At 60.2% G+C, this 21,499-nt stretch carries 19 protein-coding genes and 2 pseudogenes; 7 read left to right on the top strand and 14 right to left on the bottom strand.

The features are described 5' to 3' along the window. Positions 1-67: 67 nt before the first annotated feature. The 5 genes from AC05QJ_RS24150 to AC05QJ_RS24130 are packed head-to-tail and all read right to left on the bottom strand — an operon-like array spanning position 68 to position 7,695. Positions 68-1,150, bottom strand: a complete 1,083-nt coding sequence (locus AC05QJ_RS24150; protein WP_476743761.1) for an acyltransferase family protein — start codon at positions 1,148-1,150, stop codon at positions 68-70. Next, the gene (locus AC05QJ_RS24145; protein ID WP_476743760.1) at positions 1,151-2,593 is read right to left on the bottom strand and encodes a hypothetical protein; all 1,443 of its coding nucleotides are present in this window, start codon (positions 2,591-2,593) and stop codon (positions 1,151-1,153) included. A gap of 3 nt (positions 2,594-2,596) precedes the next feature. After that, positions 2,597-5,632 carry a glycosyltransferase gene (locus AC05QJ_RS24140; RefSeq protein ID WP_476743759.1) on the bottom strand — a complete coding sequence of 1,012 codons (3,036 nt, stop codon included), beginning with the start codon at positions 5,630-5,632 and terminating at the stop codon, positions 2,597-2,599. Between the two features lie 16 nt (positions 5,633-5,648). Then, entirely contained in the window at positions 5,649-6,914 is a 1,266-nt protein-coding gene (locus AC05QJ_RS24135) for an ABC transporter ATP-binding protein (protein ID WP_476743758.1), read from the bottom strand. Further along, the gene (locus AC05QJ_RS24130) at positions 6,904-7,695 is read right to left on the bottom strand and encodes an ABC transporter permease (RefSeq protein ID WP_476743757.1); all 792 of its coding nucleotides are present in this window, start codon (positions 7,693-7,695) and stop codon (positions 6,904-6,906) included. Before AC05QJ_RS24130 ends, AC05QJ_RS24135 begins: the two co-directional genes overlap by 11 nt. Positions 7,696-8,495: 800 nt before the next feature. On the opposite strand from AC05QJ_RS24130, the gene AC05QJ_RS24125 reads away from it, so the two are divergent. After that, positions 8,496-8,807, top strand: a complete 312-nt coding sequence (locus tag AC05QJ_RS24125) for a ComEA family DNA-binding protein (protein ID WP_476743756.1) — start codon at positions 8,496-8,498, stop codon at positions 8,805-8,807. 61 nt (positions 8,808-8,868) lie between these two features. Here AC05QJ_RS24125 and AC05QJ_RS24120 read toward each other — a convergent pair whose 3' ends face one another. After that, a complete protein-coding gene (locus tag AC05QJ_RS24120; RefSeq protein ID WP_476743755.1) occupies positions 8,869-9,036 on the bottom strand; it encodes a DUF2897 family protein in 168 nt (55 codons plus the stop codon). Positions 9,037-9,223: 187 nt separating this feature from the next. On the opposite strand from AC05QJ_RS24120, the gene pyrF reads away from it, so the two are divergent. Further along, positions 9,224-9,925 (top strand): orotidine-5'-phosphate decarboxylase, encoded by a 702-nt coding sequence (gene pyrF, locus AC05QJ_RS24115; protein ID WP_476743754.1) that lies wholly within the window; start codon positions 9,224-9,226, stop codon positions 9,923-9,925. Positions 9,926-9,972: 47 nt separating this feature from the next. Here pyrF and AC05QJ_RS24110 read toward each other — a convergent pair whose 3' ends face one another. Beyond that, entirely contained in the window at positions 9,973-10,977 is a 1,005-nt protein-coding gene (locus AC05QJ_RS24110; protein WP_476743753.1) for an NADP-dependent oxidoreductase, read from the bottom strand. A 228-nt stretch (positions 10,978-11,205) separates the two neighbouring features. Between AC05QJ_RS24110 and AC05QJ_RS24105 the strand changes: the two genes are divergently transcribed. Then, positions 11,206-11,967 (top strand): SDR family oxidoreductase, encoded by a 762-nt coding sequence (locus AC05QJ_RS24105; RefSeq protein ID WP_476743752.1) that lies wholly within the window; start codon positions 11,206-11,208, stop codon positions 11,965-11,967. On the opposite strand, the gene AC05QJ_RS24100 is transcribed toward AC05QJ_RS24105, so the two are convergent. Then, positions 11,960-13,129 carry an MFS transporter gene (locus AC05QJ_RS24100; protein ID WP_476743751.1) on the bottom strand — a complete coding sequence of 390 codons (1,170 nt, stop codon included), beginning with the start codon at positions 13,127-13,129 and terminating at the stop codon, positions 11,960-11,962. The two genes, AC05QJ_RS24105 and AC05QJ_RS24100, sit on opposite strands and share 8 nt — an antisense overlap. A 115-nt stretch (positions 13,130-13,244) precedes the next feature. On the opposite strand from AC05QJ_RS24100, the gene AC05QJ_RS24095 reads away from it, so the two are divergent. The 3 genes and pseudogenes from AC05QJ_RS24095 to AC05QJ_RS24085 all read left to right on the top strand — a co-directional run. Continuing rightward, the gene (locus tag AC05QJ_RS24095) at positions 13,245-14,657 is read left to right on the top strand and encodes an aminotransferase-like domain-containing protein (RefSeq protein ID WP_476743750.1); all 1,413 of its coding nucleotides are present in this window, start codon (positions 13,245-13,247) and stop codon (positions 14,655-14,657) included. A 130-nt stretch (positions 14,658-14,787) separates the two neighbouring features. Continuing rightward, positions 14,788-15,822 (top strand): annotated as a pseudogene (locus AC05QJ_RS24090) (methyl-accepting chemotaxis protein); the annotation flags it as partial. A 429-nt stretch (positions 15,823-16,251) separates the two neighbouring features. Then, a pseudogene (locus AC05QJ_RS24085) lies at positions 16,252-16,734 on the top strand (methyl-accepting chemotaxis protein); the annotation flags it as partial. A gap of 15 nt (positions 16,735-16,749) precedes the next feature. Here the strand turns inward: AC05QJ_RS24085 and AC05QJ_RS24080 are convergent. Further along, positions 16,750-17,943 (bottom strand): benzoate/H(+) symporter BenE family transporter, encoded by a 1,194-nt coding sequence (locus AC05QJ_RS24080; protein WP_476743749.1) that lies wholly within the window; start codon positions 17,941-17,943, stop codon positions 16,750-16,752. Positions 17,944-18,072: 129 nt separating this feature from the next. Here AC05QJ_RS24080 and AC05QJ_RS24075 point away from each other — a divergent pair, with 129 nt between their 5' ends. Then, on the top strand, positions 18,073-18,675 hold the full coding sequence (locus AC05QJ_RS24075) for a glutathione S-transferase family protein (protein ID WP_476743748.1): 603 nt from the start codon (positions 18,073-18,075) through the stop codon (positions 18,673-18,675). A gap of 51 nt (positions 18,676-18,726) precedes the next feature. Here AC05QJ_RS24075 and AC05QJ_RS24070 read toward each other — a convergent pair whose 3' ends face one another. From AC05QJ_RS24070 to AC05QJ_RS24050, 5 genes are all read right to left on the bottom strand, one after another. Next, on the bottom strand, positions 18,727-19,098 hold the full coding sequence (locus AC05QJ_RS24070) for a glutathione S-transferase N-terminal domain-containing protein (protein ID WP_476743747.1): 372 nt from the start codon (positions 19,096-19,098) through the stop codon (positions 18,727-18,729). Positions 19,099-19,157: 59 nt separating this feature from the next. Next, on the bottom strand, positions 19,158-19,703 hold the full coding sequence (gene folE / locus AC05QJ_RS24065; protein WP_476743746.1) for a GTP cyclohydrolase I FolE: 546 nt from the start codon (positions 19,701-19,703) through the stop codon (positions 19,158-19,160). A gap of 69 nt (positions 19,704-19,772) precedes the next feature. Further along, entirely contained in the window at positions 19,773-20,330 is a 558-nt protein-coding gene (locus AC05QJ_RS24060; RefSeq protein WP_476743745.1) for a Smr/MutS family protein, read from the bottom strand. A gap of 36 nt (positions 20,331-20,366) precedes the next feature. Further along, entirely contained in the window at positions 20,367-20,687 is a 321-nt protein-coding gene (locus AC05QJ_RS24055) for a hypothetical protein (protein WP_476743744.1), read from the bottom strand. Positions 20,688-20,754: 67 nt separating this feature from the next. Next, complete coding sequence (locus AC05QJ_RS24050; protein ID WP_476743743.1) at positions 20,755-21,345, bottom strand: cysteine hydrolase family protein; 591 nt, start codon at positions 21,343-21,345, stop codon at positions 20,755-20,757. Between the last annotated feature and the right edge of the window lie 154 nt (positions 21,346-21,499).

Here is a 21,499-nt window from a genome sequence, read left to right as displayed (position 1 = left end):
CCCGACGAATTATTATGAACTTCAGAAATTTAAATGGTCGCCGGGCAGCGAATTTTGCATAACGGTATCATGGGGTGGCGTGTTGGGGAACTGGGGCCGGAGTGGGCGGTACAGCGGCGGGTTTACGCCAGAATACACGCTTGAGCCGCATGGCTCGTTTTTCCACCAAGTGCCACGACAAGACCCCGCAGATCAGCGCCAGAGTGCTGGATGCCAGGCAGTTCTGGATTCCGGAGAAATCCGGGAACAGCCAGGCCACCAATTGCTGAGCGGGCCAGCCGTAGAGATAGACGCCGTAAGAGTAATCGCCAAAGCGATCCATCCAGGCAAACTGCTTCAGGAAGCTGACGGTGCAGAAGAAAGTGACGAGCACCAGAATATAGGAATACACAAAACGGTCAGTGTTCAGCGTGATGGCCGCCAGGAACAGGGCGATCAGCAAGTAGTAGGGGCTGACGGGTATGTGCATTCGGTTCATGTAAAGAAACGAACCGATGTAGAAGAACAGGCAGACATGGACCATTGTAGTGTTGTTGCCGAGGTACGCCGTCAATTCGGCATAGTTGCTCCACCCGGCCACAATGGCTACGAAGAACACCGTATTGTACACGGCCCGACTGCGTAGCAGGCCAAATAGATAGACCGCCAGGAGTGCGATGTACAGCCAGACTTCAATAAGGACCGACCAGATAGAGCCATTGATTGCCTGGTTGTGGTTTTCGGTGAACACGCCGGGCAAGAAGAACGCACCTTGGTAGGCAAGCGCCAGGTTGGTGAAGTAGGTCCAGGTTTCTCCGTGAGTCAGGTACTGCGCTGCGGGCAGCGTAGTGGCTATGGTGCCAAGAACGAAGACCACCAATATCAGGTTGACCCACAAGGCGGGAAATATCCGTAGCACACGTGCCACTACATAATTAACGGCTCCGCCCTTGAGGATGCTGGCCGTGACCAGAAAACCGCTGATAAGGAAAAACAGGTCCACGGCGACGCCGCCGGCGAACGCATAATTGGTTGTCCGGGTAACCCAGTCTGGGCCCGCGCTGGCCACAATCGCATTGGTGTGCCCGTAGATGACTGCCAAGGCCGCGATCAATCGGATAAACGTAAGGTTATTGTGCTTGCCGACGAACAGCTCATCCAGTGTCTTCATTTATGAATTGGCTCCAAGCGTAATGGTCAGGCAGTCGGCGCTTGGTGCGTCTGGTTCGATGACAACAGTGCCGTTGGATGCTGCAGCGCCCTGCTGCATGCCTGGGTAGTAAGGCGAGGCAGGGTCCATGGAAACGTGCCACACGGTTCGCAGATCCAGTACGTACGAAAGGTAGTTTCCACCGTGCATGTACCAGGGCGAGAAAGGACTGGCGCCAGCAATGCAGGTTACCGGCGATGCGTTGATGGCGGTCTTGTGATTGGCCAGAAGATCGAAGGACTGGCGGTTTGCCGCAGCGACGTTGTCATACCAGGCTGCAACACTTTTGCGCCCTGGTGTGTCTGTGCTGTAGAGCACCACGGCAAGAATGGCCAGTGTGGCGAGGCCAATGGCTCCCTGGCGTGCGGCTGAGGTTCTCTTGCTCAACTCGAGCAAGGCGATGAACGCCCCACCGAGAATGAAGGGGGTCCAGATGATCTCGTAATACGCGTTGACGTGGTTGGGCAGTACCGAGTAGGGCGCCATGATCGCCAGGCCGGCGCCGATTGGATAGATCGCGCGAGGCAGGCTGCGATCACGGACGCCGATCAAAAGAATGCCCAACGCTGCAATCACAAATGCGGCCAGAATCACGTAACCGTGATGAAGCATCGCCGGGTGCGAAGCGCCCATCAGGTAATGCACGACGGTCTTGGTCACGCCAGTAGGCGAAGTATCGATGAAATAGGGAGACTGGGCGTTGGTCTCGCCCAGGAAGCTCGATGCCGCGATGAACTTCGCTCCTGCAACCGCTACCAGAGCGGCCACCAATGCCCCGCCCCCGACGACTGCGCGTCGCGCAATGGCCTTGTCGCTCTTGATCAGAACATAGGCCAGGGTAAAGGCATAGAAGAGGATGAAGTCTTCCTTGGCCAGTGCCGACAGGATCAGCAGTATTGCGGACAGGTACAAGTACCTGTAACCCTGCTTTCGAGAGTCGACGAACAGCAGATAAGCCGCTGCCAGGCCAAGGCAACCGGACATGGTGTGAGTGATCATGCCGGTATAGCGTGCGTACTCGGCAATGATCGGAGTAGAAAGCGCCGCGACTGCGAACAGCGCCACACTTGGCAGGTACTGACGGATGTTCAGCACTTCGCTGAGGATTTTCCATGCGAAGAACACATAGACAATCGTGAACAACCGTACCGTCCAGATCAGATAATCCGGCCCCATGGAGGACAGAAGGTAGATAAGGCCGGTAGAGAGCGGCCGTATCCACGACCACTCGAACGCACGGGCTCCAAGCGAGTAATTGGAGTAGTCGTCATGATGAACCGGAAGAGCGTTCGGCGCGACGGGCGACACCGAATAATAGGCCATCCAGAAAAACACCAGAGCAATAATGGCGAATGCGGCGATGGAGCGGTAAGCCGGGGTGTTGTAACGCGCAAGCGAATTCATGGCTTATTTTCTCGCTTCCGAGCGATAGCTGTGCGGCACCCAAGTACCCCATTTGGCTTCGTAGAGCGCTTTGTTCTGCTCGAACAATGCCTGCCTGTCAGCGCTGCGCAACTTGTTGAAGGACGCCGAGAGATGGTGGTGAATGAACACGTCTTCAGCACAGGCGACGGAGTGGCCATGCTGCTGGATGCGGCGGCAGTAATCATCGTCTTCGAAGAAGCCCCGGCCGAAAGCTTCGTCCAGCGGGCCGACTTTTTCATAGATATGGCGCGGCATCATGACGCAGAAGAATGCTGCAGTGTGCATCTTGTGAAGTTTGCCAATGTGCATGCGAGTGTATTTCTGCGACTCCTCGATCATTTCTTCCATGTTGGAATAATGAATCTGGATTCTTGCTTCGTTGCCGATGTTGTTGGTGACCGGGCCGATGATGCCAAGGGTGTTGTCACGTTCCAGATGGCGGTAGAGCGTACTGATCCAACCGGGTGTTACGAAGGTGTCATTGTTGAGCAGCACCAGGTACTCGCCATCTGCGATCGCCAGCCCCTGGTTATTGGCTGCCGCAAAGCCCAGGTTGTCGTCATTGAGAAGCACTCGGCGATTGCTGCCGGCAGCCGCCCATTCGCGCAGATAGTCTGGGGAGCCGTCGGCGGAAGCGTTATCGACAACGATGATTTCCAGATTGGTGTAATTGGAGTGCTTGTCGAGGCTGTGCAGACATGCCTTGGTCAGCTCCAGATTGTTGTAGGTCACCACGATCACACTGATACGCGGCCCTTGCTCGGTCGGTGCCTCGATCTCGTCGATCAGCAACTCGGCACGGTGCGCCCAGGTCTGATTACGAGCGAATGCCTGACGTTGCTGAACGTTCTGAGGTGTATCGGCATTGTTCAGTACCTGAGCTACGGCGTCCATGAAGGCTTCGTGGCCCACTGCCGCATGTACTAGGTTGTCGAATTGTCGAATTTCCGGCAGGCCGACAGACACTACCGGTTTGCCCGCACTGAGGTATTCGTAGACTTTTACCGGGTTGGTCGCAAGGGTCAGCGGAATCACCTTGAACGGCAGCAGGCAGACGTCGAAGGCGTGCAGGTATTTCGGTAGTTCGGCGTAAGGTTTCTCGCCAGTGAACACGACATTCGTGTACTTGGCGAGCTGACCGGCCGCGTTGACGGTATCGGCCCCGATCAGCAGGATGGTGTGCTGAGGGAAACGCTGGGCCATGGCCTCGACCAGATCAACGTCGAACCATTCCGCGATAGCACCGTAGTATCCAATGATTTTCTTCGATCCGGAATCCTGGTGCAGTTCCGCAGGAATATTGGCGAAATGTTCATACTCGCCAGCGTTTCTGATCAGGGCACGCCGGGATGTGCTCTTCGCTACCAGCTCATCCAGCCAGGACGAGGTCGTGATAGTGAGGTCGGACTGCGTTACCAGCGCTTTCTCGATGGCGAGCATTTCTTCCGAAACGTTGCCGAAGCCTTCATGGTGATCCATGCAGTCGTAGATGACTCTGCTATTAGGCAGAACGAAGGCGGTTTCGTACCAGAATGGGTGCTGAATCACCGAAACGAGCGAGCCGGAACTTGCCCATTGAAGCACGCGGCCAATGGACGAGCGCAATTGCTGGGTGGTGTCGACACCTGCCGGGTTGTAGTAAACGACAGGGGCTCCCTTGGCAAACAGATTGATCTGGAACAGGCGACCGGCTTCATCCAGTTGCTCGACGTTGAAGCCAGCATCATGGCTGTCAACGAGGTTGACCGAAATATAGAAGACGCGGCGGCCGGCTTTGGCGAGAGCCTGGGCCAGTTGCTGAGGACGCTGGTGGCGGAAGTGCCAGTCGATCACGCCCCAGAAAATATAGTCGGGTACGCCATCCTGTTGTGGTAGCGGCTTGATCTGCGGAAGCGTGACTTCGTCCACCAGAATCGGGGTGCCGACAACTGGGGTTGGCACTCCACGAAGCTTGCGATAGAGCTTGAAGGCTTCGTTGCGCAGGCTTGCCGGCATTGGCAGGCGATTGAAGCCGTTTTTCAGCATGATCTTGAGTAGCAGACGATCCCGAGGTTGCAGGCCTTGTTTCGCCAGTCGTATGGCAAACCGCAAAGGTGCAGTGATTTGCCAGGAATGACTGCTCAGCATTTGCACATGCTGGTTTTGCAGGTGAGCATGCTGGTCTGCGAGTTGCGCCAGCTGTTCCTGAAGAGACTTCTCTCGCTCTGACGAGGCGTTAAGCGCGGAAATTGCCTGAGTGAGCTCTTCCTTGCTTCGGCTGAGTTGGTCGAGCGCCTGGCGGGTTTGATGGAGGATTTCGAGTTCATTGGCTTTCATCAGCTTGCCCGCATTGCTTTCGATTTCAATCCGATCCAGGGTCTGTCCGGATTCCAACGTGTCTTCCTTGTTTGCGTAGATCAAGAGAATTTGCTCACCTGGCCAATAACTGGGGGTTCTATCTTGTGTGCTGATTGAGCGGCAATGGGCAAGAGCCCATTTACCGGTCAGGAAAGGGATATTATCGTAATCGAAAGTGTAAAAGTGTTCATCTATCCGATCATGCTCACGAAAGGGGAGCAAAAGGACGATGAATTTGCTGGCGCGCTCCGCAACTTTCTCCAGAACGGCCCATGGGGTGTGGAAGTGTTCAAGGGTGTTCGAGGAGAACACGATGTCCCACACCCGGCCTTTTTTTTCCTTGAGAAAGTCCGCACAGACGAATTCGTACTGCGGATAGGCTTCCCGCGCTTTGTTGATGGCCTCGGGTGAAAAATCGACGCCGGTAACATTGTTGAATCCGAGCACCTGGGCAAGGCTTGCGGTTCCATCGCCTTGGGCGCAGCCCCAGTCGCAAACGCTTGGATCGTTCTCTTGGCTATATTCCAGCAGCCAGGCAGGCATGAGTTCAGCGGCAATGGTGCTGAAGAATCGACTTTGTTCGCGACCCTGGTGCTCTTCCCAATCGTTGGAAAAGCGATAGTCCCAGTACGTCAGTGAATTGACCTTCCCGGGAGGAGATGTTTGGCTAGGGGGCTTCACGGCGTAGGTCATCCTTCTAGGCGAGTGTGTTTGACGTTACGGAGACAGCCATCCTTGGCATGAATTGGCCAAACGGGTTGCTGGGGAATGAGGATGAGAAGTATTGGGCACCTTCCACATATTCATAGTAATGAATGCTGGCGGAAGAGCGGTTTTCTACCGCTGCGACCAGCAGATATTCTCCCGAGATCAAGGGGTTCTCGAGCTCGAACGTAACTTCCTGAGGCGAGTGTTCGTTGCCGAACCGTTTTCCAAGATTCCACGTGCTGCCAACGATCAGATCAATGCCGGCCAGGTTTTTCAGTGAGAACGACACCGAAAGGCCTTCGCAGGTAGGCAGAATCGCAGGGTTGAAGCGAATCTTGACTGCCATGGGTTCGTATTCGTCAAAGACATTTTTCTGCACGCCGTCGCGACCGAAGAGTCTGGCGCTGAGAATGACGCCGACGTGTGAACCCCAATGGTTGATAGGCTGATGGCGCGTTACTTGCGGTACGGCGGGCTGCTCGACAGTTGGTGCGAGGTCGCCAGAGTCCGGTTTCGCGTCACTGAACAGGTGCTCGTTGTAAAGTGCCGTGATCATGAAAACGTCGCCGATACCTTGCACGCGCCCTTTGTCGAGCCAGACGGCCCGGTCACACAAGGTCCGGACGGCGGCTACATCATGCGAGACGAACAGGATGCTTACTCCTGACGCCTTCATCAGCTTGATCCGATCCAGGCATTTGGCCTGAAAACGTGCATCGCCAACGGATAGCGCTTCGTCGACCACGAGGATGCTCGGATCCGTGTGGATTGCCACCGAAAATGCGAGCCGCACATACATGCCCGAAGAGTAGGTCTTTACGGGCTGGTTAATGAAGTCGCCAATTTCTGCAAAGGCTTCTATGGCGGAAAACTGTCGATCGACTTCCTCTTTGCTCAGTCCCAGGATGGCGGCGTTGAGGTACACGTTTTCGCGGCCGGTGAACTCAGGGTTGAAGCCCGCTCCCAATTCGAGCAGGGCGGCCACGCGCCCCCGGATTTCAATCTCTCCTGAGGTTTGATTGAGTGTGCCGCACAGCATCTGCAGCAACGTCGATTTGCCCGAGCCGTTGCTGCCGATGATGCCGACGGTCTCGCCCGCCTTGATTTCGAACGAAACGTTCCTGACAGCCCAGAATTCCTGGGCATAATTGCGACGGCCACGGCTGAGCATCTGCAGCAAGCGCTGGTGAGGCTTTTCATAGACCTCGTAGCGTTTGCTCAGGTCATTTACTTTAATGGCGATATCAGAGCACATCGGCAAATCCTTTGCGGGTCTTCTGGAACCAGGCAAAACCGCAAATCGCAGTGAGGGTGCCCAATAAATACAGCCATGCCAGCGCGCTGAAGTCTGGCGTCACTCCAAAGGCCAGCACGTTTCGACTCTGTTCGATAATCGTCGCGAGTGGATTCATGCGCAGCCATTCGTGATAAGCGACAGGCAGCGCGCTGATAGGGAAGAAAACTCCCGACATGAACAGCAGAATGGTGCTGAGCATCGCGGTTATCTGGCTGACGTCGCGCAGATAGACACCGAGCGATGCGATCAGCCAACTGAAGCCAAGCGTAGCGAGTACAAGAGGCGCGACCACTAGCGGAAACCAGAGTGCCGTCAGGGGAATGGAGTGATTGAGCACCAGCATGGCGATCAGCAGGACTACGAAGTTGATCGCGGCGTGGAACAAAGCGGACAGGAACGCTGCACAGGGCAGGATCTCAAGCGGGAATACCACCTTTTTGACATAGCTGACGTTGGATGTAATCAAGATGGGAGATCGATTGACGCATTCGGCGAACAGCCCGTGTAACAGCAAGCCGATATAGAGAATGATGGCGAAGTCGGACTTGCTTTCCTCTACAGAAGTTCCCCATCGTGCCTTGAATACGACGGAAAATACGAAAGTGTAGATAATGAGCATCAGGATCGGGTTGAAAAAAGACCATGAGAGGCCCAGAATCGATCCCCGATAACGATCCAGTACTTCCCGTTTGCTCAATTGCACGATCAGTGATTTATTGCGCCAAAAGCTCTTGGCCATTTCCAGTGGGGATGTTGAGTAATTCTGCATTAAAGGGAACGCTCGATCCTGTTTTTCTGGCGGATGCAATATGACGCCGTGGGCGTAGGCGCAAATGCCCGCTCTAGTTGCGTCGATGATGCCTGTGAGGCCTGGTGAGGCGTCGGGGGGGCTCCTTCCTCTGGCGCCATCCTACTGGCCTCGTGGGGACAATGCTAGTGTGGCATTTTGCACGCTGGCGATTTGCTGCAAGTGCCTGCGCGATGACCGTCATGCATTGAAACCCGCTGGGTGCGCTCGTTGGCATCCAATTCGTGGGATGGAGCGAAGCCGGTTTTCGACTTTTTCCCCTAAGCTTGGTCATCGATTGATGATTTTTCCTACAGGCTTTGACGGTTGAACCACACTTTCGGTTTTGTGGCGTTCTCGAGTGCAGTGACGGTTTGCGGCCTGCCGGGATGAGGCCTGTTCTGCGTTGCCCGCGATGGGGCGGTGAGCAATTAACGAGACCGCAGGTTCACCGATTGGTTTCCAAACGAAGGATCGCTATCGTGTGAGCAACTACAGAAGTTGACCAACAGCTATATGGTTTTCATCTCGTCGGCCTAAATAGTACCCGCACTTACTGTCCCCTCTATCCAGTCTTGCATACATTAGTGGCATTCGCCGTCGCTCCGAGGTACGCGCGATTTTTTGCGTTTCAGTTTTTTCTGTAGGGAATAACGGATTTTCCTGACTTGTCGGCGTCGGTCAGGGAGGCTAGTTTTCCGGTGCAGCCAAGGAAATGCTGCCCTCTATCACGTTGTTCAAGGAGTTCTTACATGCGCCATACCTACCTCGCAACCCTGTTCCTGGCTTTCTTCGGCCTGTTTTCCGGTCCTGTCTTCGCAACAACGCAACCGGTATCGCCTCCTGTCGTGGTCGAGCTCCAGCAGGCGACCCTGGACTTGAACAAAGCGGACGCAGTCACGCTGCAGCGTGAGCTCAGCGGCATCGGCAAGACAAAAGCCGAGGCGATCGTGGCCTATCGAGAAGAAAACGGCGAATTCGCCTCTGTGGACGAACTGCTGGAGATCAAGGGCATTGGCAAAGCGCTGCTGGAGCGCAACCGTGACAAACTGACGGTCAACTGATCGGCAGCGCAGGAAGCAGGAAAAGAAGGCCGATCCAGATGATCGGCCTTTCTGAAGAAACTCAGCGATCCTTCGCCTCCTTGGCATCCATCTCCGCATTTCTCTCATGCACGCGTTTAAGCTGCTCTTCTGTCAATGGCAGCTTTTTCGCAGTATCTCGTAGCAACATCAGGCCACCGACAATCGAACCGATGGCCACCACCAGAATCAACCACGCATACCAGGGCATGACGTTCTCCTCTCCACGGCACCACTCGCCGTATTTGTCATTTTGAGTAAAACTTTTCTTCGTTGGTTCAATTATAGGGGCGGCACTCGGTGAGGCCTGCACGTTTGATTCGCGATCATCGGCCCCCGTTGTGTGCCCGCATCGTTTACAATGCGCGCCGTTTTCGACTTGCCAAGAGACCCTGCCCATGTCCGTCTGCCAGACGCCCCTGATTGTCGCCCTGGACTTCCCCACCCGTGACGCCGCCCTGAAATTGGCGGATCAGCTGGATCCTGCGCTGTGCCGGGTGAAGGTCGGCAAGGAGCTGTTCACCAGCAGTGCTTCCGGCATCGTCGAGACACTCTGCAGCAAGGGTTTTGAAGTCTTCCTCGACCTGAAATTCCACGATATTCCCAACACCACGGCGATGGCGGTCAAGGCTGCGGCGGAGATGGGGGTGTGGATGGTCAACGTGCACTGCTCCGGTGGCCTGCGCATGATGTCGGCGTGCCGTGAAGAGCTGGCCAAGCGCAGCGGCCAGCAGCCGTTGCTGATCGGTGTGACCGTGCTGACCAGCATGGAGCGTGAAGACCTGGCCGGTATCGGTCTGGACATCGAACCTCAGGAGCAGGTATTGCGCCTGGCTGCGTTGGCGGAAAAGGCCGGGATGGACGGCCTGGTCTGTTCTGCCCTGGAAGCGCCGGCGCTGAAGGCTGCGCATCCGTCGCTGCAACTGGTGACGCCGGGGATCCGACCGGCAGGCAGCGCCCAGGATGACCAGCGCCGTATCCTGACCCCACGTCAGGCACTGGACGCAGGCTCCGATTACCTGGTAATCGGCCGACCGATCAGCCAGGCGGCCGACCCGGCCAAGGCGCTGGCAGCAGTGGTCGCGGAAATCCGCGGTTAAGGCCAGGCTCGACAAGACGGGGCGCCCAAGGGCGCCCCGTTTTCATTTCAGACCTTCAGCACCAGCTTGCCGAAGTTCTCGCCGCTAAACAGTTTCAAGAGCGTCTCGGGGAAGGTTTCCAGTCCTTCTACTACGTCTTCCTTGCTCTTGAGCTTGCCGCTTGCCAGCCATCCGGCGATTTCCTGGCCTGCCGCGCCGTACTGCGCGACATGGTCCATCACCACGAAACCTTCCATGCGTGCACGGTTGACCAGTAGCGATAGATAGTTGGCCGGGCCTTTCACCGCCTGTTTATTGTTGTACTGGCTGATGGCACCGCAGATCACCACCCGTGCCTTGAAGTTCAGGCGGCTGAGCACGGCGTCGAGGATGTCGCCGCCCACGTTGTCGAAATACACATCAACGCCTTTCGGGCATTCCCGTTTCAAGCCTTCCAGCACGTCTTCGGCCTTGTAATCGATCACGCCGTCGAAGCCCAGTTCTTCCTTCAGGTAGGCGCATTTCTGCGTGCCGCCGGCGATGCCGACCACACGACAGCCTTTGATCTTGGCAATTTGGCCGGCAATGCTGCCCACCGCACCGGCGGCGCCGGAAATCACCACGGTTTCGCCCTCCTTGGGCGCGCCGACATCCAGCAGGGCGAAGTACGCGGTCATTCCGGTCATGCCCAGCGCCGACAGGTAGCGCGGCAGCGGCACCAGCTTCGGGTCGACCTTGTAGAAGCCCTGGGGCTCGCCCAGGAAGTAATCCTGCACGCCCAGCGCGCCGTTGACGTGATCGCCTACGGCGAACTTCGGATTGCGCGAGGCGATCACTTCGCCGACGCCGAGGGCGCGCATCACCTGGCCAAGGCCAACCGGCGGAATGTACGACTTGCCTTCGTTCATCCAGCCGCGCATGGCCGGGTCGAGGGACAGATAAAGATTCTTCACCAGCACCTGACCCTCGGCCGGTTCGCCCACGGGTACCTGTTCGAAACTGAAGTCGTCCCGGGTCACGGCGCCCACCGGGCGTTTGGCGAGCAGGAAGCGGCGATTGGTCTGGGCAGTCATGAGGGCCTCGCGAAGGTTGGGCAAAAGCTTTGTGATAGACCTTCAGCGTGCGCTCGGCAAGCCCGGCGGCTCCAGCGAATACCCGATCATCCAAAAGAATGATGGGGCTGGCAGGTGATAATCACCTGTTTGCATGAAGCATCAACCGGGACCTTGATGATGCTGCCCATCGGCTCTCCTGCCTGTCTAGACTCCCGCCACTATCCCATGTGTCTCAGGAGCTGATCGATGAGCATGACGTTTTCCGGCCAGGTTGCACTGGTCACCGGTGCCGCTGCAGGTATTGGCAGGGCCACGGCGCAGGCATTCGCACAGGAAGGACTGAAAGTCGTGTTGGCGGACCTGGATGCGGCGGGTGGTGAAGCCACGGTGGAGTCGATCCGCGCTGCCGGGGGCGAAGCGATCTTCGTTGCCTGCAACGTCACCAGGGATGCCGAGGTGCAGCAACTGATGGCACGCACCCTCGAAACCTATGGCCGCCTGGACTATGCCTTCAACAACGCCGGCATCGAGATCGAGCAGGGGCGTCTGGCCGAGGGCAGCGAAGCCGAATTCGATGCGATCATGGGCGTCAACGTCAAGGGCGTCTGGTTGTGCATGAAGTATCAACTACCGCTGATGTTGGCCCAGGGCGGTGGCGCGATCGTCAACACCGCGTCGGTGGCCGGCCTTGGCGCAGCACCGAAGATGAGCATCTATGCTGCGTCCAAGCATGCGGTGATCGGCCTGACCAAGTCCGCCGCCATCGAGTATGCGAAAAAGCAGATCCGGGTCAACGCCGTGTGTCCGGCGGTGATCGACACCGACATGTTCCGTCGTGCCTACGAGGCCGATCCGCGCAAGGCCGAATTCGCGGCGGCCATGCATCCGGTGGGGCGTATCGGCAAGGTCGAGGAGATTGCCAGCGCCGTGCTCTACCTGTGCAGCGACGGCGCGGCCTTCACGACTGGCCATGCGCTGACGGTAGATGGAGGTGCCACGGCTATTTGATATCTGCTGCAGGCTGGACCTCGGTACTGCGGCAGGAGCGCCTCAGGCCTTCAGCGACCCCCAGGCAACCGAGCACCAGCACGCTGCCGAACAGGCTCAGCGCGGTGCCCGGCCCAAAGCGGTCGGCAAGCAGCCCGGTGAAAATCACTGGAAGGCTGAAGCCGAGGTAGGCCAGCAGGAAGAAGCCGGCACTGGCGCGGGTCTTTTCCGATCCCGCCAGTGCGGTCACCGCTGACAGCCCTCCCAGGTAGATGAAACCGTAACAGGCACTGCTGGCGCCGACCGCGCCCAGCAACACGGCCGCCAGCACGCCGCTGTGGGCGCCCCAGGCCAGCAGCGCGTAGCTGCATGGCAGCACCAGCAGGCCCAGGCCTGTAGCACGGGCCGCTGCCATGCGTCGGGCCAGAGGCTGGAACAGCAGGCCGCAACTGATCACGCAAAACGTCGACAAGCCCGACCAGTTCGCCAGTTGATGCCGAGCCAGGATCGACGGCATCAATGCGATCACCAGACCGACACAGGCCCACGCCAGCAGAATCGCCAGGCCGTAGGGCACGCTGCCCGCAGGGTAGAAGGGTAGGCGCAACAGTGCGGCCTGACGGCGCGGCGCCGGATCGGGCAGCCGTGATACCGCCAGCAACGCTATCAGCGCCAGGCCGAGTTGCAGGTGGAAGCTTCCGGGGGCCAGCGTTGGTCCGTTCAGCAGGAACAGGCTGGTGGCGGCCGCACCCAGGCCGAAGCCCAGTGAGGTGCTGGCAGTGACCCGGTTGGCTGCGGCGCGGCTATCGCCGCCTCGCATCAGTTCGCACATATAGGCCGTGCCGGTGGCAGAGGCCAGGGCGGTACCTATGCCCAGCAGGACACGGGCGCAGGCCAGGTTGGCAAGGCCGGGGGCAAGCAGCATCAGGATGGTTGCCGCCATCGACAGACCCAGCGCCGTGATGATCAATACCTTGTGCCCGACCCGGTCGGCCAGGCCGCCCAGCAGCAAAAGCACCGGCAGTACGCCGGCGACATAGCCGGAAAAAGCCACTGCCGTCGCCGCCGCTCCCTGTCCGGAGAGTGCCGCGTAGGCTGTGTAGAGTGGGGCCTGGAGATTGACGGCAAAGGTCACCAGGCACAGCGCGAAGGCGAGGATGGCAGAGGTGTGGCGGCTGCTCATGAAAGGCTCCTTGTGGCGATGGCCCGATTTTCGGCTCGCCGCCCTGGAGCGAAAAGGCACAGCCCGAACGCTTTTGTGATTAACTGTTCGGCCAAAAAGAGCGAACACTTGAAGCATGAAACTGACCCTCGACCGCCAGTCGGCGACGCCTTTGGTGCAACAACTTGCCGATGGCCTGCAGGGCTGGATCGCACACCAGCGCCTGCGTCCCGGCACTCGTCTGCCGTCGATTCGGCAGATGGCCAGGGAGCAGGGCGTCAGCCAGTCCTGTGCCATCGAGGCCTATGATCGGCTGGTATCCCTTGGCTGGCTGGAGGCCCGTCACGGCATCGGGTTTTTCGTCGGCGAACGCAAAGGGCAAGGGCCATTCGCCGAAGAGCCCGCGTGGGACGAGGGCGTCGAGGGGCGTTGGCGGTTATTCAGCGGCAATCAGGAAGGCCAGCTTCGGCTGGGTTGCGGCTGGCTGCCCGACAACTGGCGGCAGAGCGACGACATCGCCCTGGCGATCCGCCAGGTCAGCCGTGGCGCCGAGCAGGACCTGTTCGGCTACGGTCCGCCACTGGGTCTGACTGCGCTGCGCCAGCAGATACGCAAGCGCCTCGGTGTCCTGGGCGTACAGGCCCGGCCGGAACAGATCCTCACCACCCAGGGCGCCAGCCAGGCGCTCGACCTGCTGGTGCGCACCTTGCTCAAGCCGGGTGATGAGGTGCTTGTGGAAAGCCCCGGTTACTACAACCTCTACAATCTGCTGCGTCTGCATGGCGTGCAGATGCTGGAGGTGCCGCGCACGCCGCAGGGGCCGGACCTGGAAGTCATGGCCGACGTGCTGCGCCATCACCGACCGCGCTACCTGTTCGTCAACAGCCTCTACCATAACCCCACCGGCACCAGCCTCACGCCTCGCACCGCCCAGCGTCTGCTGGAGCTGGCTGGAGAACATGATCTGCGGATCATCGAGGACGATATCTACGCCGACTTCCAGGAAGGCCCGGCGACCCGCCTGGTGACCCTCGACAGCCAGCAGCGGGTTATCTATCTGGCGAGTTTTTCCAAGACCCTGAGCAGTTCGCTGCGGGTCGGTTATCTGGTCGCCGACCCGGATCTGATCGCACGCCTGGCCGAGGTGAAGATGGTCACCGGTATCGGCGCCTCGCGCTTTACCGAGCAGGTCGTGGCGCAATTGCTCGCCGGTGGGGTATACCGCAAGAGCGTGCAGCGCCTGCGACTGCGCCTGGCCCAACACATGGCCAGTGCCCTCCGCCTGCTGGAAGCCAGCGGCTGGGAGGTGTTTGCCGAACCTTATGGCGGCATGTTCGTCTGGGCCCGTTGTCCAGGCGTCGACTCCGCCCGCTTGCAGCAGATCGCCCAGGCCGAAGGCGTGTTGCTGTCGCCGGGCTCCGCTTTTGACCCCCGGGGTGCCGACAGTGACTGGCTTCGGATCAATGTCGCCTATGCCCAGGACATCCGTGCCCAGGCTTTTTTTCAGGCGGTGGGCAGAGTGTCGTTGCGACGACCTCCAGCTTTCTGAAAACGACGGCGGCCTAGCTTTTTGCCATTATTCCGACGCCAGCGTCTTGTGCAGCCGCAGGCCCCGTTGCCACTCTTGACCCTTGTTTACCCATGGGTTTTCCAGAGTCGGCGCGAGAGGGCAGCGAGCAATGAAGTCAGGCGCAAATGGTGGTTTTGCCAACCTGGGCATGGCCCGCAAGCTGGGGCTGGGATTCACCCTGGTGCTGTTGCTGACCGCCGTGGTGGCGGCTATCGGCATCGCCGCGCTGTACGGCCTCGGTCAGCGTGTCGATGGCCTCAAGCAGATGACCGCGTTCAACGGTTCGGTGCTTGCCCTGCGTCTGCACGAGCAGCGCTTTGCCCAGCGCTCCGATCCCAAGGAAGCCGAGGCGCTGCGCCAAGGGGTCGAGGTGTTGACGGCCCAGGCCGCGCAGACACCGGAACTGGCGGCCAGTGATGTCGGCGCGGCACTGGAGGCGTACCGCAAAGCCTTCGATGAGTTCGTCGAACTGACCCAGGCGAAGGAGCTGGCACTGGACATGGCCAGTTGGTCGGTGTCCAGCGTTGCCAACAACCTCGATGTGCTGCAGTCGGGACTGGCCGATGATGGCACCTGGACGCTGAAGGACTCCCAGGGCCAGAAGGGCGCCGAGTTCGTCGAGCAGGCCGGCCAGGTCGCCCAGGTGGCAAGGCTGATGCTGCTGGCGATGGACGAGGCCCGGGTGCGTCTGGAGCAGAACCGCAAGGGGGCCGAGGAGGTCCGTCAGGGGCGTATCGAGCAGGCGGATCAGGCGGCGGAGCTGGCCGCGCAGCTCAAGGGCAGCATCGAAGACCCGGGCTACCAGAGTGTGCTGGGCGAGGTCACCAACCATATCGCCAGCTTCGGCGAAAAACTGGGTGAATACACCGATCTGCTGGCCCGTGAGCAACAATTGCGTCAGCAGTTGCAGGCGCGTGCAGGGCAGGTGAGTGCGCGGGTCGAGCAGATCAACGCCGCTATCGACGCCGGGATGCAGGCCGAACTGAAGCGCAACGCATTGCTGATTTTCCTGTCGTCCCTGGCGGCCCTGCTGGTGGGTGTTGTCGCGGCGGTGCTGATTACCCGCGCGATCGTCGTGCCGTTGCGCCGGGTCATCGTCCGGGCCCAGGAAATCGCTGCCGGCGACCTGCGCGGCGAGATCACCGTGGACCGGCGTGACGAAGTCGGCCAGATGATGCTGGCCATGCAGCAGATGGGCAGTGGTCTGAGCGGTATCGTCAGCGGTCTGCAGGCCGGCATCGACAAACTGGCCAGCAGCGCCCATACGCTGTCGGCCGTGACCGAGCAGACCAACCGCGAGGTCAGCAGCCAGAAGGACGAGACCGACCAGGTGGCGACAGCGATGCAGGAAATGACTGCCACGGTCCACAGCGTCGCCCGCGATGCCGAGGAAGCGGCCCAGGCCGCGCAGTCGGCGGATGGCAAGGTGGAGAACGGTCAACAGGTGGTGCGCCAGAGCATGCAGCGTATCGAGCGCCTGGCCAGTGCTGCCGATTCGGCCAGCCACAGCATCGAGAACCTGAGTGCCGAGATCCAGCACATCGGCTCGGTATTGGAGGTGATCAAGAGCGTGGCCGAACAGACCAACCTGCTGGCTCTGAACGCCGCCATCGAAGCGGCTCGTGCCGGTGACCAGGGGCGTGGTTTTGCCGTGGTGGCGGATGAAGTCCGGGCGCTGGCCCGGCGGACCCAGCAATCCACCGAGGAAATCGAGCGGCTGGTCAGCAGCCTGCGGGCCAACGCCGAGTCGTCGGTGGCGCAGATTCAGGGCAGTGGCGAACTGGTCAAGCTGGCGGTGGCCGATGCCCTGCAGACGGAAAGCGCCCTGGGCAGCATCGCCGCGGCGGTATCGCTGATTCAGCAGATGAACCAGCAGATCGCGGCGGCGGCGGAACAGCAGAGTTCCGTGGCCGAGGAAATCAGTCGCAGCGTCACGCAGATTCGCACCAGCGCCGACCAGTCGGCACTGGCCATGCGGGGCAACGCCAGCTCGAGTACCGAGCTGGCGCAGTTGGGAACGGAACTGAAAGGAATGGTCGGGCACTTCCGGATCTGACGCCGGAAACGCCTGTCAGGCGCCTTTGCGCCAGTTGAGGATCAGCAGCGTCAGTACCCCGGCGACGATGCCCCAGAATGCCGAGCCGATGGAGAACAGGGTAAAGCCCGAGGCGGTGACCATAAAGGTGATCAGCGCTGCCTCGCGCTCCCTGGCTTCGTTCATCGCCACGCTCAGGCCGTTCATGATCGAGCCGAACAGCGCCAGGGCGGCGATGGACAGCACCAGCTCCTTGGGCAGTGCGGCGAACAGTGCGGCCAGTGTGGCGCCGAAGGTGCCGGCGATCCCGTAGAAGATCCCGCACCAGACCGCAGCGGTGTAGCGTTTGTTCGGGTCTTCATGGGCGTGCGGGCCGGTGCAGATCGCCGCGCTGATGGCCGCCAGGTTGATCCCGTGGGCGCCGAACGGCGCCAGCAGCAACGAGGCGAATCCTGTCACCGAAATCAGTGGCGAAGCCGGCACCTGGTAGCCGTCGGCGCGCAGCACGGCGACGCCCGGCATGTTCTGCGAGGTCATGGCTACCACGAACAGCGGGATGCCGATGCTGATGGTTGCGGCCAGGGAAAAGCTGGGCGTGGTCCACACCGGTGTCGCGACTTCCAGGTTGAAGTGGCTGAAATCCAGCAGGCCGAGCGCGCCGGAGAGGGCCGTGCCCACGATCAGCGCAGCCAGCACCGAGTAGCGGGGTGAAACCCGTTTGATCAGCAGGTAACTGAAGAACATTCCCAGTACGAGCGTGGTGCGGTGTTGCGCGGCGACGAAAATTTCGCTGCCGATCTTGAACAGAATCCCGGCCAGCAGCGCCGAGGCCAGCGACGCGGGAATGCGCCGCACCAGGCGCTCGAAGCTGCCAGTCAGACCGCAGATCACGACCAGCACCGCGCAGGTGATGTATGCACCAATGGCTTCGCCGTAGGTCACGCCCCCCAGGCTGGTGATCAGCAGCGCGGCTCCGGGGGTCGACCAGGCCACCGTCACTGGCGTGCGGTAGCGCAATGACAGGCCGATGCTGCATACCGCCATGCCGATGGACAGCGCCCAGATCCACGACGAGATCTGCGCGCTGCTGAGGCCCGCCGCCTGGCCAGCCTGGAACATCAGCACCAGCGAGCTGGTGTAGCCGGTAAGCATGGCGATAAAGCCGGCGACCACTGCCGACGGTGAAGAGTCGGCCAGCGGCCGCAACTGGGCGGAGGTGGCGTTGGGCATGGTGAAATCCTTGTGCGGGTGTAAGCAGATTTTTCAGACTACCTTGCGACCGGCTGCCGATTGCGGTACAGCAGTCATTGCATTTAGCCGTACAGTCACGGCGCGTTCGTTGAAAGGGGGAGGAACACGATGTACAGGGTCTACGGGGATTACCAGTCGGGCAATTGCTACAAGATCAAGCTGATGCTGCACTTGCTCGATCGGCCCTACACCTGGCAGCCGGTGGATATTCTCAAGGGCGAGACGCAGACGGCGGAGTTCCTGGCGATGAATCCCAATGGCAAGGTTCCGGTGCTGCAACTGGAGGATGGCACCTGCCTGTGGGAGTCCAATGCGATTCTCAATTTCCTTGCCGACGGCAGCGAGTTCCTGCCGTCCGAGCCGCGTCTGCGGACCCAGGTGCTGCAGTGGCAGTTCTTCGAGCAATACAGTCACGAGCCCTACATCGCGGTGGCGCGGTTCATCCAGTTCTACCTGGGGTTGCCGGACGAGCGTCTGGAGGAATACCGCAAGCTGCACAAGGGCGGGCACAAGGCGTTGAGGGTGATGGAGCGGCAACTGGAGGTCACGCCGTATCTGGTGGGCGAACAGTATTCGATCGCCGATGTGGCGTTGTATGCCTACACCCATGTGGCCCATGAGGGCGGCTTCGACCTGGCGGGCTATCCGAAGGTCAGGGAGTGGCTGGCGCGAGTGGCCGAGCATCCGCGGCATGTGCCGATGGTGGATTGATGTCGCTGCTGCTGGCCTCATCGCGGCGAACCGCAGCGATGAGGCTGGTGACTACGCCGCCGAAAAACGCTTGTCCAGGTACTCGATGATCGCCTTGGACTCATACATCCAGATGACCTTGCCGGCTTCTTCGATGCGCAGGCACGGCACCTTGATCTTGCCGCCTTCGTTGAGCAGGGTCTGGCGGTCCTGCTCGTTGTTCTTCGCGTCACGCAGGGCCACTGGCACGTTCAAACGGTGCAGGGCGCGGCGGGTCTTGACGCAGAACGGGCAGGCACGGAACTGGTACAGGCTCAGCCCGCGAGCTTCCTGTTCGACCCTGGCCTGGGCCGCCGGATCGCGCTTGAGCTTGCCGGGACGGCTGATCCAGTCGAGAAAAACGATCACCTCGCCGAGGCCGATCCGCAGTGCTTTGACGATCATGGCAACTCCTCAAAAAGAAAAAGCCGACCTGGGCAGGTCGGCTCGCATGACGCACCCGATCACTTGATCAGGCTGAGAAACTCGCTGCGGGTCGCCGCGTTTTCGCGGAATTCGCCGAGCATCACCGAGGTGATCATCGATGAGTTCTGCTTCTCGACGCCGCGCATCATCATGCACATGTGCTTGGCTTCGATGACCACCGCCACGCCCACGGCGCCCGTGACCTTCTGCACGGCCTCGGCGATTTCGCGGCTGAGGTTTTCCTGGATCTGCAGGCGTCGGGCGTACATGTCGACGATCCGTGCCACCTTGGACAGGCCCAGCACCTTGCCGCTCGGGATGTAGGCGACGTGCGCCTTGCCGATGAAAGGCAGCAGGTGGTGTTCGCACAGCGAGTACAGCTCGATGTCCTTGACCAGGACCATTTCGCTGTTGTCGGAGCTGAACAGGGCGCCGTTGGTCACTTCTTCCAGGGTTTGGTTGTAACCGCGGCAAAGGTACTGCATGGCCTTCGCGGCCCGCTTGGGCGTGTCGAGCAGGCCTTCGCGGGAGACATCCTCGCCGAGTTGGCCGAGGATTGCGGTGTAGTGCTGTTCCAGGGACATGGATCTACCTGTGGTGTATTTCGCAAACGCGAAGGGTACGGCGGCTGTGACGGCGCCGCAAGTGTGACATTACTCGTCGCGACCTTCGAGCATGGTCCGGCGCAGCATGACATACACCGCACCGGTGCCGCCGTGGCGTGCCTGGCAGGAGGTAAAGCCGAGCACCTGCGGGTGCTGGCGCAGCCAGGTGTTGACGTGGCTCTTGATCATCGGGCGCTTTCCGTCGAGACGCACGGCCTTGCCGTGAGTGACGCGCACACAGCGGATTTCGAAGCGGGTGGCTTCGGCGAGGAAGTCCCAGAGGGTTTCCCGGGCCTTTTCCACCGTCATGCCATGCAGGTCGAGGCTGCCTTCGAAGGGAATCTGGCCGATCTTGAGCTTGCGCATCTGGCTTTCCTGAACGCCGTCGCGGCTCCAGTGCAGATCGTCTTCGGGACCCACGTCAATGACGAACTGGTCGGACAGCCCATCGACCACGGTCTGGTCGCTGCGAACGGTCGCATTCTGCCGAAGGTTGGCCAGTTGCTTGCGGTCGCTCTTGGGTTTGCCGGTGTCGGCGCGATCGTGAGTGATCGGCTTGACGCCGCGCATCTCGCTCTTGAACAGGGAAAAATCGTCGTCTTGCATGGGTGTCTCCGCCAGAACGGCGCAGAGTCTACGCAGTCAGTCGTGTTTTTTCATCAAGTGTGGCGACAGGTTCAGCTCGCGGCTGCGGCGCAGACGCAAGCGGCGACGGCGCCAGAGCCACACACCGAGGTACAGCAGCAACAGCCCGCCGCCCAGTATCAGGCTGGCGGCTGCGGGGTTGTCGTTGAGTTCGCCGAGGGCGGCAGGACGGCCCAGCAGGCTGGCGGCACCGGCCATTGCCAGCAGCACGCCGAAGGTTGCCAGCAGGGTGGACAACGCCGCGGCCAAACGAGAACCCCAACTGCCCGCCTGACGCGGGCGAAGGCGCTTGGCGTCGAAACCGTCGGATATTTTCATGCCGATGTCCTCTGTGAATAGCCGGATTCGACCGGATTTCGCCGAGGTGGTTCCGCCCGCCGCCGGTTCAGACCAGGCTGTTGGTCGGGGTCACGCAGGCGAAGTTGTCCGCCATGATCGCCATTTCGCTCTGCTGGATCTGGGCGGCAGCGATGACGCCATCCTTGAACGGCAGGTCGCGGGTGGCGCAGGCATCCTCCACCAGGGTGCAACGGTAGCCGTAGTCCTTGGCCCGACGCACGGTGGTGCTGACGCTGGAGTGGCTCATGAAGCCGCAGACGATCAGGTCGAGGTGGCCGAGGTTCTGCAGGGTCTCGTGCAGGCTGGTGTTCTTGAACGCGTTGGGCATGCGTTTTTCGATGATGATCTCGTCGCCCTGCGGCTCCAGGCCCGGGATGAACTGGCCGCGTGTGCCCTGGGGATCGAACAGGCCGCCGACGGTGCCGAGGTGGCGGACATGGATGATCGGCCGGCCGGCCTTGCGCGCCGCTTCGAGGAGTTTGCCGATGTTCGCCACAGCCTCGTCCATGCCCGAAAGCGCCAGGGGACCGTTCAGGTACTCTTTCTGGGCATCGATGATGATCAGGCTGGCGTTGCTCAGTTTGGCGGGCGGATAGCCGCGGCCACTGAGGTGGAACATCGTCATTGGAACAGACATCAAGGGCTCCTTTGGGTAGGGCTTTTTACCTATTCTCCCCTGCTTGGGCACATATGTGAATCGCTTAGCGTACAACCGGCATGGTTAGTGGCTTTCAGCCAGTCGAGGAAAACACCCATGGACGCGAATGCGGCCAATTGTGTGGCCAGGCTGG

This window comes from Pseudomonas sp. TUM25319 (assembly GCF_056388475.1).
This window is presented reverse-complemented; position numbering and strand designations above follow the sequence as displayed.

Excerpts from the sequence above, each read along its gene's own strand:
- AC05QJ_RS24150 (WP_476743761.1), bottom strand. The coding sequence starts at position 1,150 with ATGAAGACACTGGATGAGCTGTTCGTCGGCAAGCACAATAACCTTACG.
- AC05QJ_RS24145 (WP_476743760.1), bottom strand. The coding sequence starts at position 2,593 with ATGAATTCGCTTGCGCGTTACAACACCCCGGCTTACCGCTCCATCGCC.
- AC05QJ_RS24135 (WP_476743758.1), bottom strand. The coding sequence starts at position 6,914 with ATGTGCTCTGATATCGCCATTAAAGTAAATGACCTGAGCAAACGCTAC.
- AC05QJ_RS24130 (WP_476743757.1), bottom strand. The coding sequence starts at position 7,695 with ATGGCCAAGAGCTTTTGGCGCAATAAATCACTGATCGTGCAATTGAGC.
- AC05QJ_RS24125 (WP_476743756.1), top strand. The coding sequence starts at position 8,496 with ATGCGCCATACCTACCTCGCAACCCTGTTCCTGGCTTTCTTCGGCCTG.
- AC05QJ_RS24120 (WP_476743755.1), bottom strand. The coding sequence starts at position 9,036 with ATGCCCTGGTATGCGTGGTTGATTCTGGTGGTGGCCATCGGTTCGATT.
- pyrF (WP_476743754.1), top strand. The coding sequence starts at position 9,224 with ATGTCCGTCTGCCAGACGCCCCTGATTGTCGCCCTGGACTTCCCCACC.
- AC05QJ_RS24110 (WP_476743753.1), bottom strand. The coding sequence starts at position 10,977 with ATGACTGCCCAGACCAATCGCCGCTTCCTGCTCGCCAAACGCCCGGTG.
- AC05QJ_RS24105 (WP_476743752.1), top strand. The coding sequence starts at position 11,206 with ATGAGCATGACGTTTTCCGGCCAGGTTGCACTGGTCACCGGTGCCGCT.
- AC05QJ_RS24100 (WP_476743751.1), bottom strand. The coding sequence starts at position 13,129 with ATGAGCAGCCGCCACACCTCTGCCATCCTCGCCTTCGCGCTGTGCCTG.
- AC05QJ_RS24095 (WP_476743750.1), top strand. The coding sequence starts at position 13,245 with ATGAAACTGACCCTCGACCGCCAGTCGGCGACGCCTTTGGTGCAACAA.
- AC05QJ_RS24080 (WP_476743749.1), bottom strand. The coding sequence starts at position 17,943 with ATGCCCAACGCCACCTCCGCCCAGTTGCGGCCGCTGGCCGACTCTTCA.
- AC05QJ_RS24075 (WP_476743748.1), top strand. The coding sequence starts at position 18,073 with ATGTACAGGGTCTACGGGGATTACCAGTCGGGCAATTGCTACAAGATC.
- AC05QJ_RS24070 (WP_476743747.1), bottom strand. The coding sequence starts at position 19,098 with ATGATCGTCAAAGCACTGCGGATCGGCCTCGGCGAGGTGATCGTTTTT.
- folE (WP_476743746.1), bottom strand. The coding sequence starts at position 19,703 with ATGTCCCTGGAACAGCACTACACCGCAATCCTCGGCCAACTCGGCGAG.
- AC05QJ_RS24060 (WP_476743745.1), bottom strand. The coding sequence starts at position 20,330 with ATGCAAGACGACGATTTTTCCCTGTTCAAGAGCGAGATGCGCGGCGTC.
- AC05QJ_RS24055 (WP_476743744.1), bottom strand. The coding sequence starts at position 20,687 with ATGAAAATATCCGACGGTTTCGACGCCAAGCGCCTTCGCCCGCGTCAG.
- AC05QJ_RS24050 (WP_476743743.1), bottom strand. The coding sequence starts at position 21,345 with ATGTCTGTTCCAATGACGATGTTCCACCTCAGTGGCCGCGGCTATCCG.